The organism is Cupriavidus sp. C2SS-8b (assembly GCF_057073745.1).
On the sequence record NZ_CP172718.1, the window covers coordinates 132,479 to 144,284 of the forward strand.

Annotated in this window: 12 protein-coding genes; 2 read left to right on the forward strand and 10 right to left on the reverse strand. The window is 64.4% G+C overall.

Going from position 1 to position 11,806, the window contains the following annotated elements; translation table 11 throughout:
- Positions 1–78 precede the first annotated feature (78 nt).
- A complete protein-coding gene (locus ACIGJB_RS30250; RefSeq protein WP_483735096.1) occupies positions 79–762 on the forward strand; it encodes a hypothetical protein in 684 nt (227 codons plus the stop codon).
- A gap of 352 nt (positions 763–1,114) precedes the next feature.
- On the opposite strand, the gene ACIGJB_RS30255 is transcribed toward ACIGJB_RS30250, so the two are convergent.
- From ACIGJB_RS30255 to ACIGJB_RS30300, 10 genes are all read right to left on the reverse strand, one after another.
- On the reverse strand, positions 1,115–1,357 hold the full coding sequence (locus ACIGJB_RS30255) for a hypothetical protein (protein ID WP_483735097.1): 243 nt from the start codon (positions 1,355–1,357) through the stop codon (positions 1,115–1,117).
- 473 nt (positions 1,358–1,830) lie between these two features.
- A complete protein-coding gene (locus ACIGJB_RS30260; RefSeq protein WP_224081587.1) occupies positions 1,831–2,058 on the reverse strand; it encodes a hypothetical protein in 228 nt (75 codons plus the stop codon).
- Positions 2,059–2,297: 239 nt separating this feature from the next.
- A complete protein-coding gene (locus ACIGJB_RS30265; protein ID WP_224081588.1) occupies positions 2,298–2,660 on the reverse strand; it encodes a hypothetical protein in 363 nt (120 codons plus the stop codon).
- Between the two features lie 403 nt (positions 2,661–3,063).
- Positions 3,064–3,456, reverse strand: coding sequence for a hypothetical protein (locus tag ACIGJB_RS30270; protein WP_224081589.1), 393 nt, complete (start codon positions 3,454–3,456; stop codon positions 3,064–3,066).
- Positions 3,457–3,530: 74 nt separating this feature from the next.
- The gene (locus tag ACIGJB_RS30275; RefSeq protein ID WP_224081590.1) at positions 3,531–5,186 is read right to left on the reverse strand and encodes an acyl-CoA synthetase; all 1,656 of its coding nucleotides are present in this window, start codon (positions 5,184–5,186) and stop codon (positions 3,531–3,533) included.
- 28 nt (positions 5,187–5,214) lie between these two features.
- Positions 5,215–6,357: an acyl-CoA dehydrogenase family protein gene (locus tag ACIGJB_RS30280; RefSeq protein WP_029043243.1), complete on the reverse strand. Its 1,143-nt coding sequence runs from the start codon at positions 6,355–6,357 to the stop codon at positions 5,215–5,217.
- A gap of 11 nt (positions 6,358–6,368) precedes the next feature.
- Positions 6,369–7,499 carry an iron-containing alcohol dehydrogenase gene (locus tag ACIGJB_RS30285; RefSeq protein ID WP_020201271.1) on the reverse strand — a complete coding sequence of 377 codons (1,131 nt, stop codon included), beginning with the start codon at positions 7,497–7,499 and terminating at the stop codon, positions 6,369–6,371.
- Positions 7,500–7,525: 26 nt separating this feature from the next.
- On the reverse strand, positions 7,526–9,094 hold the full coding sequence (locus ACIGJB_RS30290; protein WP_224081593.1) for an acyl CoA:acetate/3-ketoacid CoA transferase: 1,569 nt from the start codon (positions 9,092–9,094) through the stop codon (positions 7,526–7,528).
- Between the two features lie 37 nt (positions 9,095–9,131).
- Positions 9,132–9,572 carry a MaoC family dehydratase gene (locus tag ACIGJB_RS30295; RefSeq protein ID WP_011296169.1) on the reverse strand — a complete coding sequence of 147 codons (441 nt, stop codon included), beginning with the start codon at positions 9,570–9,572 and terminating at the stop codon, positions 9,132–9,134.
- A gap of 26 nt (positions 9,573–9,598) precedes the next feature.
- Entirely contained in the window at positions 9,599–10,720 is a 1,122-nt protein-coding gene (locus ACIGJB_RS30300; protein ID WP_224081594.1) for a glycosyl hydrolase, read from the reverse strand.
- Positions 10,721–10,883: 163 nt separating this feature from the next.
- Between ACIGJB_RS30300 and ACIGJB_RS30305 the strand changes: the two genes are divergently transcribed.
- Complete coding sequence (locus ACIGJB_RS30305) at positions 10,884–11,762, forward strand: LysR substrate-binding domain-containing protein (protein WP_209761305.1); 879 nt, start codon at positions 10,884–10,886, stop codon at positions 11,760–11,762.
- The last annotated feature ends 44 nt before the right edge of the window (positions 11,763–11,806 follow it).

The window sequence follows — 11,806 nt, forward strand, 5'->3', positions numbered from 1 at the left end:
CAACGCCTGATGGCCGATGCCCGGCGATCCCCGCCCCAGCCTCCGGCGCACTGCGGGCTCGGCGACCTCGAATTCAGGTTGACGAACGTTGAAACGAAGCTCATCACTACCATCAACGTGAACGCCGGGATCAAGGGACTGCCGCCCATACCTACGATCACCGCCTCGTCCGAGAACGAACAGACGCTTGTATATCCCCAACGCGTCGTCCCTGCCTACTACCAGGACCCGACGATCTTCACCACCTATACGCATGATGACCTGAACAAGGCACCACTCGCGAAGGCGCTGGCCGACCTCCGCGAAGGCTTGCTTGCCGCAACAGGCGCACCAACGGCGCGGCCGGCAGCGGCGGTCAAACCGCCACTCGCGTGCCTCACCTCGTACACACCAGATTCCTCGGAGCTGGCTGGCACTTACACGCTGAGCCTCATCAACACAACTAGCGAAAGCGAAGAGTTAAAAATCGGCCCGCTTGAATTTGGCCCTTCGGCAGGAGGCACTCGTACCGCCAACAATACAATCACCGTCACTTTCGAACCGTTCTACGCACGCGACATCAAGCCCGCCATGCATCCTGCAGCCAAGGCGGACGAACCAAGCGCCTTCCACTATTGCATGGAGGGCGAAATGCTCGCCTGGTGCGACGCCAAGGGTTACTTGATCGAGAGGGATACTGTGCTGAAGAAGGCTCAGTTCACACGGGGTGCCGTGCAGGAGTTACTGTTCCGCTCCCTCGTTCCGCCGGGAGCACTGCGCTAGTCAGACGCACGCGATGTCACCCATGAGCCCTTATGAGCCCGCTACGGGTTGCTTTCGCGCCTATCTGATGGATGCTGTTGATTTACGTTTAAGACCCCGAGGTCCTTCCGCGTGAATTGTTCGAGCCGGCTGGATGCTGGGCCCGGCAAGTAACGATGAGGCCGATCCCATGCGCGGGCGGTTCTGAACCGGGTCTGAGCACAATGCCGCAACGATGGAACAAGATCGTACAACCCAACGCCAGGAGCCACGTCACAGTTGTCGGGAGCTTGGACTTAACATAACGCCCGGACAGTGAAAAACGACTGTCCGAGCGGAAAGTAGCGCAGGGCCGACCGGCACCGCCAGACCCTCAATCGGCCGCCAAGGCGAAGGCGCCGGACAGGGGAGCAAAGTCGAAATGGGCGGCGGCATACATGGCATTGCACGCCCAGACTTCGTCCCCGTTCTTATCGAAGATGACCCATTTGCCGTCGCTGACGCAGCGCGCGCCAGGGAACACTTCGTCATACCCGTTAGCAACGTCCAGCGGAAAGGGCGCGTGGGGCGTGGCCCAGTAGTGGCCGCTCGGTAGGGGCGCGATTGTCTTTGGCATGCTCATTTGGCCCGGTGCGGTGTTGCACAAGGCGCGGTTCCGACCCCGCCACGCCGAAACGGAGGCGATGTCAATCCCACAACGGCGTAGCACAGTTCTGTGACAATTTCATGTAGTCTCGCCACCCATCACCTCCTGCAATCCGGTGCGATTTCCATGGCACGATACCTTCAATTTGCGGCGCGGGCCTGCTGCGTCGTTGCCATCATTGTGATCGTCGCCATCGTCTCCCGGCAAGTCTATCTGCGGAGCGCCGCAGAAGCCGGCACAGCCAGCGAGGATGAGGCGCCCGCGGCTAAGATGTTGATCCGCTGCGAGACGGTGCACAACCGCCTTCACAACCGGCACAGTTCCGCGGACACGGCGGAAGCTGACGAGCCGCCACGGGCTCGTTGTAGGGAGTCTTGAAGCCGGTGCTCTCGCATCCACTGAACTTCAGCTCCGGGGAAACCCACGGCGAACGCAGGGGGAGCTCACTGCGCTGTGTCGCCTCGCTTCTTGAGCGCCGCCACCACCCGTTCGTTGAGGCCCAACCGGTAGAGTGTTGCACCTACTTGGGTCAACAAGGCCCGCTCTTTCCCCGCGATCGCAGGATCGGCCAACAGCACGGCCAAGCCCGCAATCGCGTCGTCGACCTCCAATTCCGTCGTGTCATCCAGCGCCAGGCGCTCGAAATCTCGTATTACGTCATCCGGGTCCATCGCGGCTCCATGTGGCTTCCTGCGCTAGTCTAGCGTGACGAGGCGCACGTCAATGAGCTTGACGAGCGAGCCACTGGATCCGTTGCAAAGGGCCGACTATGGGACAGGACGCTGGAAGGCCTCTGAAAGGGCGGGGTGCTTCGGCCAGTCGCCGCCTCCACCCGACCGCCGGTGGGGTATCGCAACGCGGGAAGGCCAGCCCAGGACAGGAAGGACGAGATGCAGTCGACCATGCGGCGTCAGGGCTCGTCAATGCTTCGCATGGCCAAGGGCATTTGCTTTTGCATTGCAGCTGTCACTGAGTCGGTTCCTAATACACCGTTCAATGCCATTTTCGCGCCAGACTTCTTGAAGACCGGTCCCCAATCGACCAGCCGATAGACCGGTCCGTCCTTCTCGATACGAACCCCGGCCTGCGCCGCCGCTTGCTTAACTAGCAGGGTGACAGTCTTCTTATCGATGCCAGTCCGCGCTACCACCTTGACCAAGGTCGCATCGGTGATGGCGTCGATCGCGGCCAGAACGGTAAGCATTCGCCGCAGGTCGCCCCTTGGGTATTTCGGCACGTCGTTGCCATCAACTGGCATATTTACCCCGCTCATGATGTTGGATCGGTTTACCCGAGCGACAGTCTTTTAACGACAAAGAAACGACGGGGTTGACATTTGCCGTGCGTGGCCACGGCGCAGCCCGGGGGCATGCGCTCCGACGGTCCAGATGATTCGCACTAGTCCCGACTTGGCCAACCTAGATGCAGCGGCGAGAGCCCGACGGTCCCTGAACGACCCCTATGCGCCGTTCGAATCTTCCTCAACACGATGACGGCTATTCGAGTCCAACGGTCATCCGCCCTAATGCTGCTGCGGTAGACGGTCGCCATTTCAGTCATTCGGTAATCCGCGCGCCAACGGCAGAAAAGGATCGGCGCAACTGTCACAGGTTGCCATGCCTACGGCCGCGTACCACCGCGGATTCAGCCGACCACCATCCGAAATTACCCTGTTCTCATACTTGTCCGGCGCCATCACCTGGCCACTGGCTCCATTTCCGCCCTGCGCCCCTCCGTAAGGCCGCCCAATACATGACCCGAACTTCCGAAGACAGCTCTGCCTCTTCGATCCTGCATCCAGGCGGGAAGCCGCTCAAGTCAATGCCAGTTTCCACCGCCGCAGCCAGACAGATCACCATGCGCCGCGGGCACGCCGAACGCATCTCCGCGCGATAGAGGAAGAGCAGGGCGGCCTGGTAGCCGATACCGTGACGCCTGGACAGATGCCGTGCCTGCCGTGCGGTAGCACCGCGCCAGTCACGCATCTCGCGCAAGATGTCGCCAAGGCGGTCGATCAACCGGTCTTCGCTGCCGATGCGATACCGGACACGAGTCTTCTGCTCCGCCACGACCGGGCGCTCACGGATATCCCGAATGTGGAGAGCAGGCTCGGCGGGCCACCGAAAGACATTCACGGGGGAACTCACGCCGGTACGTGGTCGGGTCCGGGAGCGCCGGAGCTTGCTCGTTGCCTGAGGAGGAACTTCTGGATCTTGCCGGTCGACGTCCTGGGAAGGTGGCCGATGACCACCTTCTTCGGCGCCTTGAAGTGCGCCAAGTGGGCGCGGCAATGTTCGATCAGTTCGCGCTCGCCGACCCTGGCGCCATCGACGACTTCGACAAAGGCGCATGGCGTCTCCCCCCAACGCTCGTCCGGCTGGGCGACGACGGCTGCCACGCGCACCGCGGGGTGCCGGTAGAGCACCTCCTCCACCTCCAGCGAGTTGATATTCTCTCCGCCGGAAATGATGACGTCCTTGGAACGGTCCCGGATCTGTACATAGCCATCCGGGCAGACGACTGCGAGGTCACCCGAGTGGAACCAGCCGCCGGCAAAAGCTTCCGCCGTGGCCTCGGGGTTCTTCAGGTAGCCCTTCATCGTCATGTTGCCGCGGAACATGACTTCGCCGATGGTCTTCCCGTCCCACGGCACCGGCACAAGGGTTTCGGGATGCAGCACGGCCATGCCTTCCTGCGCAGTGTAGCGGACGCCCTGCCGTCCTTTCCGTTCCGCCAGCGCATCGATGCCGAGGTCGTTCCATTCGGGCTGCTCCACGCAAACCGCCGCGGGGCCGTAGACCTCGGTCAGCCCGTAGATCTGGGTGATCCTGATCCCCATGCGCAACAGGCCCTCGATCACCGGCATCGGCGGAGGCGCGCCGCCGATGAGTCCGTGGACCGGATGGTCGATGCCCGCCTTCCACGCTTCAGGTGCGTGGGCAAGCATCGCATGCACGATCGGCGCTCCGCAGTAATGCGTGACCTGGTGCTCGCGAATCGCATCGAGCACGGCGGCAGCATCCACCCGCCGCAGGCAGACGCTGGTACCGGCGTTGGCCGCCAGCGTCCAGGCGAAGCACCAGCCATTGCAGTGGAACAGCGGCAGCGTCCACAGGAAGACGGCGTGCCGGGGCATGCCCCAGTCGAGCATGTTCGACAGCGCAGCCAGATAGGCGCCGCGATGGTGGTAGACCACGCCCTTTGGGTTGCCCGTGGTGCCGGACGTATAGTTGAGGGCGATGGCCTGCCATTCGTCGACGGGCTCGCCGCCCTCCCAGTACGGATCGCCCCCGGCCAGGAAGCCCTCGTATTCGATCTCCGCCAGCCTGCGGCCTCCTTCGACGGCGGGATCGATGATGTCAATCACCAGCGGCTTGTCGTCGAGGAGTGCCAGTGCGGCTTCGACTACGTCAGCGTACTCCGTGTCGGTGACCAGCACCTTCGCATCCGCGTGCCTGAGCGTGAAGGCAATGGCGGCCGCGTCCAGACGCACGTTCAGCGTGTTCAGCATAGCGCCGCTCATGGGCACGCCGAAATGCATCTCCAGCATCTCCGGCGTGTTGGCGGCCATCACGGCCACCGTATCGCCAGTCCTGACGCCGGTGGCCACCAGCGCCGACGCGAGGCGGCGGCTGCGGTCCAGCATTGCCCGCCAGCTCGTGCGGCGCTCGCCGTAGACGATGGCTGTACGCTCAGGGTAGACCTCGGCCGTCCTGCGCAGGAAGGAGATCGGCGTCAGGGGCACGAAGTTGACCGGGCTGCGCTCCAGCCCATCCGCGCTGTGTTCGACGTATTCCATGGATTGCCTCACTGGCTGCAGCCGTGCGTCAGCGCATTACGTCGCGGGAGATGATCATCCGCTGGATCTCGGAGGTCCCCTCAACGATCTCGAGCACCTTGGCATCCCCGAACGCGCGCGATACCGCGTATTCCGTCATGATCCCGTTGCCGCCGTGGATCTGCACGGCTTGGTGGGCCGCCTCCATGGCCTTCTCGGTTGCGAAGAGCTTTGCCATCGAGGCCTGCCGATCGTAGGGCCGGCCCTCGTCCTTGGCCACCGCGGCGTCGTAGAGCATCAGACGGGCAGCGTGTGCGTGGGTCGCCATGTCGGCCAGCTTGAACTGCAGCGACTGGAACTGGTTGAGCGTCTTGCCAAACGCTGTGCGCTCGCTCATGTAGCGGACGGAGCGTTCCAGCGAGCCCTGCAGGATGCCCAGGCCCAGCGTTCCGATCAGGATGCGGCCGGTGCTCACCTGTGACAGGGTCTGTCTGAGGCCGGCCCCGAGCTCGCCGAGCAGGTGCTCGGCAGGAATGGTGCAGTCCTCGAAGAACAGCTCGAATGTGGTCGATCCGCGCCAGCCGATCTTGTGAAGCTTCTTGCCATGGCTGAAGCCGGGCGTGCCGTTCGGCACGATGAAGTTCGAAATCTCCTTGCGGCCGTCGGGCCGGGTTCCCGTCACCGCCGCAATGACGATCGGGCCGGTGATCTCGGATCCCGAGTTGCTGATGAAGGTCTTGGCGCCATTGATGACCCAGCAGCCATCCTTCAGCACGGCGCGGGTCTGGATATTGGCGGCGTCGGAGCCGGCGTTCGGCTCTGTCAGGCCGATGCAGCCGACCTGCGTGCCCGTCAGGATCGGCCGCAGGAAGCGCGCCTTCTGGCCGTCGGTGCCGTAGTTGTTGAGCAGGCTGGCCGCCGTCGAGTTGGCCATGATGGCCACCGCCACGGCGCAATCGACGCGGGCGATCTCTTCCAGCGCAATGGCGAAGCCAAGCCAGTCGCCGCCGCTACCTCCCCAGGCTTCGGGGTACGGCAGCCCGATATAGCCCAGTTCGCCGGCCCGGCGCCAGATCTCGTAGGGAAAACTCTCCTCTTCCCACAACCGGTGGGCGACCGGTGCGATCTCTTCCTCGGCGAAGCGGCGCACCGCCTCGCGGATCATCTCGTGGTGTTCTGCGACGTATGACATCGTCTTCCTCCTCAATACGATTCCTGCAGCATCGCCAAGTAATCGTCGACCGTGGCAATGCGGGGATTGGTGGCGTGGCAGTGGTCCTTCGTGGCGGCGACCGCGATGTCTTCCAACACGTCACGCGGCACGCCCATGGCGCCGAGACCGGCCGGCAAGCCGAGACGGGCGTTGAGGTCGCTGATGGCCTGAACCGGGTCCCCGCCGGCGGGCAGGCCCATGGCCTGTACCAGTGCGGCCTGCTTGGCTTGGGTCGCCGGCTTGTTGAAGCGCAGCACGGCCGGCAGCAGCACGGCGTTCAGCGTGCCGTGGTGCAACGAGACGCCGGGCACCGCGCCCAGCGGGTGCGACAGGGCATGCACCGCGCCCAGCCCCTTCTGGAAGGCCAGCGCGCCTTCCATGGCGGCCATCATCATGTTCCAGCGCGCGTCGCGGTCGCAGCCGTCGACGGTGGCCTTGCCGATATTGGCCACGCCGCGGCGCAGGCCGTCCAAAGCGATCGCCTCGGCCGGCGGGTTGATCGCCGGCGCCAGGAAGGTCTCGATGCAGTGGGCGATGGCGTCCATGCCGGTCGCCGCGGTCAGGGCCGGAGGCAAGCCCAGCGTCAGTTCGGGGTCGCAGATAGCGAGCTTCGGCAGCAGGAACGGACTAAGCAGGCCGAGCTTGCGGCCGGACTCCATGACGATGACAGCGCCCCGGCCCACTTCGCTGCCGGTACCCGCAGTCGTCGGGATGGCCACCAGCGGGGCGACCCGGCTGGTGATCCGGCTCGCGCCGCCCTCTACCGCCGCGTAGGTCTGCAGCGGTGCCGGGTGGGTCGCCAGCAGCGCGGTGGCCTTGCCCAGGTCGATGGGCGACCCGCCGCCCACGGCCACGATGCCGTCGCAGCCATTGCCGAGGTAAAGGCCGGTCGCGGCGGACACAGCGGCTTCCGTCGGGTTGGATGGGGTGTCCTCGAAGACGGTGGGCGTGCAATCCGGGCCCAGGGCGTCGAGCACCTTGTCGGCGATACCGGCGGCGCGGATGCCGCGGTCGGTGACGATCAGCGGTCGCTGGATGCCCAGGCGCTGCAGCTCGGCTCCCAGCATCCGGATGGCGCCGAAGTCGATGTGAACGGTAGTCAGGTAGTTGATGACAGCCATGTTTTCCTCGTAGATATGTCGATGCGTCAGGCGCGGAATAGCGTTGGGTCCATGCGCGCAAGCGGCTCCGCCACGCGCACCGGCTGGAAGGCCATCAGGTCTAGCACCTGCGACCTGATGTCAATACCGGGCGCAACCTCCTCCAGCACCAGTCCGTCTGGCGCCACCGAGAAGACTGCGCGCTCGGTGATGACCTTGGCCTCCTGGCCGCGCTCGGCCACGTTGCGCCCGAGCGGATAGGTGATTTCGTCCACGCGCTCGACGAACTTGCGCACGCTTCCCTCACGCCCGACCGACAGGAAACCGTCGGTGGTGTCGGCGGCGAGGCCGCCGGTGGTGAAGGTGCCGGTGAACAGCAGCTTGCGCGCGTTGTAGGCGATGTCGATGAAGCCGCCCGGCCCCGGATTGGCCGCGCCGAAGCGGCTGACGTTGATGTTCCCGGCCCGGTCGAACTGGGCAAAGGCCAGCGCCGCCATCGGGCAGTTGCCGCCGTCAATGAAGTCGAACTGCGAGGGGCCGTCGATCAAGGCCTCCGGATACTTGTTGGCGGAGAATTGCCAACCGCTCATCACGACGCCGCCGAAGGGGCCGTGCTCGGTGGTAAAGCTGTAGCGATGCAGGCCGCCGTCGGCGAACAGGCCGTCTTCCATCATCACCGTGGGCACGTCGGACGAAGCGCCGAAGCCGAAGATGCTGACCTCGCCGGGCCTGATTTCCCGGGCCGCCCGCCGAGCGATCACCTTGTCGGCGCCGGGCGTCAGGCGGTCCGAGGCGCGACCGTCGAAAAGCTGGCCGCCGAGATAGGCATCGTCGTACCGGATGTCGGTGGTCATCATGGCGTCGGGTTCCACCACGACGCGATCCACCAGCACGCCGGGAATCCGCACCGCATGCGCCGGCCGGGCGTGGCGCGGCACCAGCTTGCGCACCTGTGCGATCACGGTGCCGCCTGACGCCTTCACCGCCAGCGCCATGGCCAGCGCGCACGACGTGATCGGCTCGTCCTCGAAGCTCAGATTGCCGTGCTCGTCGGCGCTGGTGGCACGCAGGAACGCCACGTCGAGCGGCCAGCTCGGATAGAAGAGGTATTCCTTGCCGTCCAGCTCCTGCATCCGCACCAGGTCGTCGGTGGCGCGCGCCGTGTACTTGCCACCCTGCTGGCGCGGATCGATGTAGGAGCCTAGGCCGATGCGGGTCAGGTAGCCTGGGCTGCGCCGGGCGACTTCGCGCAGCCAGTGCATGGTGGCGCCGATCGGCCAGCAGTAGGCTTCCACCCGATTCTCGCGGATCAGGCGCATGAACTCGGGGCGCTCGCCGGTGGCCGGATTCACCGCATTGGTAAAGTTGCCCGACACGATCCGCTTCATCAGCCCTTCGACTGCCACGTGATCCATGCCGCGGATGCCCATGCCGTCGCCGACACTGACCGGGAAGAAGAAGGTCAGGTCACGAGGCGATCCAGTCTCATGGAAGCGTTGCGCCAGCGCCTGGAACAACGCGTCCGGCGTCAGCCAGCCGATCACGCCGACGCTGCCCACGCTCTGGCCGGGCCGGATATCCGAAACGGCCTGCGCCGCAGTACAGATCTTGCTCATGCGATCTCTCACCTTTCTCGCTGCTCGCAGCCCGGGCTCAGGCCTGGAAATGGATAATGTGGGTACCGACGCAGACCGTCTCGCCCCGCTGGTTGAGTAGCGTTGCCTCAGCCCACAGGCGCTTCTTCTCGTCGTCGGCGCGAGCAATGCGGTAGTTCACGGTGAGGGTGTCTCCGATGCGAACGGGCTTGGTGAAGCGCACGTTGTCGTAGCCGTAGGAGACCGCCGGGCGTTTGATCATGTCGAGATACTTGGTCACGGCGCCGGCGATGAAACCGACCATCATGGCGCCCTGCGCGATGCGGCCGCCGAAGCCCATGCGCTTGCAGTATTCTTCGTCCATGTGATTGGGGTGGTTGTCACCGCTGATGCCGGCGAAGGCATAGATGTCGTACTCGCCGAGGGTGCGCGTGTAGCTGGTGTGCGTGCCAATAAGGGTGGATACGTTGCCTTCGTGCGGGATCTTGATGTCGGACACTTGGTTTCTCCGGGAGTGGGTTGGGTTCAGACCTGGGTGGCGTCAATCCTGCCCGCGAGGATGAGCAGAGATTCGAAGAGAAAGTAGTCGCCCCAGACCAGTTCGTTATCCATGGCGACGCCATTGCGCTTGTTGAAGCAGCCGCCGGTGAGGATGCCCGCCTGCCGTACATCGCCTGGGCTGACCGGGGTCAGGAAGCGGATCACGAGTTGCTCGATGCTCTCGACGGCGGCCTGGCGGTAGACTTCCGCCCGCTCCGGGATGAGCGCAGCCAGTTTGAACAGGCTGGCGGCGGCGATGGCAGTGGCCGAGGTGTCGCGGTTAGTGTGCGGGATGGCGGGATCGTCGAAATCCCAGAAGGCCACGCAGTCGGCGGGCAGGTGCGCGACCCACCAATCGGCCACGCGGATCGCGTCGGATTTGAACGCCTGCTCGCCGCACGACAGCGCCTGTGCGAGGCCGAGCATGCCCCACGCCTGGGCGCGGGCCCAGGTGCTGCTGTCATGAATGCCCTTGTGCGTGTAGCGCTTCACGAGCGAACCATCGGCAGCATTGAATGTGGCGGACTGGCAAACCGAGCCATCCTCCCGCACGCATAAGGCAATGTGCTGGCGCAGGTGCTGGCGGCCGATCTCGCCCGTGCCGAGCGCGGCGTCGTGCCGCAGCAGCAGCGCCACGGTGCCCGGAATCGCATCGATGTTGACCTCGCACGCCCCCACGCTGGAAGCCTCCTCAGCCTCGGTGCCGAGCGGGATCAGGCGGGCTGCTTCGCTGTACATTTCCGCCAGGCCACGCGAGCCGTCGAGGGCGAGCCCCGCGGCCTGCGGATCGGCCAGCAGCGAGCCGCCGAGTTGCGCGCCGTACCAGAAGAGGAACCCTTTGAACACCGACTTCGACACCACCCGCGGCGCCAGCCGTGCGGACCACATGCGGGCGCTGTCGCGGTACTTCTGCTCGCCAGTGCGCAAGGCAGCCAGCCACAGCATCCCGACCCAGAACCCGCCGGTCCAGTCGCCGGCCGGGGTGCGTGTCCAGGTGCCGTCGGCCGGATTGCCATAGTGCGGAAAGCCCACCTCGTCCTGCGCGATCGTCGCATCGATGCGTTGCAGGATGCGATCGAGCGCATCATCGATCAGTCTGGAATCCATATGTTTGTCTCCATGCGTACATTGGCTTGTCCGGTCTCCGGTGCCAGCCTTGCGGACCGACTGGGGTGGCGTGCGGAGCGGGGTATGCATGGAATCCTAGGGATTGCACAAACTAGTGTCCAATATATAATTAATGGATCTTTGATACTCAATGGATATAGTGATGGACCTTCGCCACCTGCGGTACTTCATCGCCATCGCTGAGGAACTTAATTTCACGAGAGCGGCCGAGCGACTGCACATCGCCCAGCCTCCGCTGAGCATGCAGATCCGCCAACTCGAGGAGGAGATGGATGTCACACTGCTAAATCGCTCGCGTCGGCACGTGGAGTTGACGGAAGCGGGTCGCATTTTCCTTGAGCAAGCGCGGCAGATCCTGCGAGCTACCGAGAGGGCAGTCGTGCAGGCGCAACGCGCGCATCGCGGCGAGACGGGTCGGCTGACGGTCGGCTTCTTCGAACACACGTCCTACACGCTGCTGCCGCCCATCCTGCGCGCCTACCGAGAACGTTTTCCTTCCGTCGAAATCCTGCTGCGCTGGTTTCCGGTCGTCAAACAGGCGGAAGCTCTGCGCCGGGGTGACGCGGATATTTCCTTCATGCGGCCGGTGCCAGACCTTGAGGAAGTGACATGGGAGACCATCCTGGAAGAGCCGTTCGTGCTGGCCGTGCCGGCAAGACACCCGTTGGCGAACGCTGAGTCGATTTCTCTGAAGAAATGCGCGCAGGAGCCCTTCATCATGTACATACCAGAGATGGCGCCGGACTTCCACGCCATGAACATGCGCATGTGCGCGTCGGCGGGTTTTGTACCGAAGGTCATCTCGGAAGTGGGGCAGGTCTATACGCTGCTCGGCCTGGTCAGCTCCGGTGCGGGCATCGGCTTCGTGCCAGCGTCAGTCCGGAAGGTGAAGTTCGACCACGTGGTTTACAAGCCGATCGAAGGCCGGCAGCCGACAATCGAGATCATGCTCGGCTATAGCCAGCGCACCCCAACGCCGCTCATGACGGCGTTCATCGAGACGGCCAAAAGCATGCTGTGAGGGTTCCCCCGACCTCGCCCGCTGCAACATGGGCAAGGTGGAGG

Excerpts from the sequence above, each read along its gene's own strand:
- ACIGJB_RS30290 (WP_224081593.1), bottom strand. The coding sequence starts at position 9,094 with ATGAGCAAGATCTGTACTGCGGCGCAGGCCGTTTCGGATATCCGGCCC.
- ACIGJB_RS30265 (WP_224081588.1), bottom strand. The coding sequence starts at position 2,660 with ATGAGCGGGGTAAATATGCCAGTTGATGGCAACGACGTGCCGAAATAC.
- ACIGJB_RS30255 (WP_483735097.1), bottom strand. The coding sequence starts at position 1,357 with ATGCCAAAGACAATCGCGCCCCTACCGAGCGGCCACTACTGGGCCACG.
- ACIGJB_RS30260 (WP_224081587.1), bottom strand. The coding sequence starts at position 2,058 with ATGGACCCGGATGACGTAATACGAGATTTCGAGCGCCTGGCGCTGGAT.
- ACIGJB_RS30275 (WP_224081590.1), bottom strand. The coding sequence starts at position 5,186 with ATGGAATACGTCGAACACAGCGCGGATGGGCTGGAGCGCAGCCCGGTC.
- ACIGJB_RS30285 (WP_020201271.1), bottom strand. The coding sequence starts at position 7,499 with ATGGCTGTCATCAACTACCTGACTACCGTTCACATCGACTTCGGCGCC.
- ACIGJB_RS30305 (WP_209761305.1), top strand. The coding sequence starts at position 10,884 with ATGGACCTTCGCCACCTGCGGTACTTCATCGCCATCGCTGAGGAACTT.
- ACIGJB_RS30280 (WP_029043243.1), bottom strand. The coding sequence starts at position 6,357 with ATGTCATACGTCGCAGAACACCACGAGATGATCCGCGAGGCGGTGCGC.
- ACIGJB_RS30300 (WP_224081594.1), bottom strand. The coding sequence starts at position 10,720 with ATGGATTCCAGACTGATCGATGATGCGCTCGATCGCATCCTGCAACGC.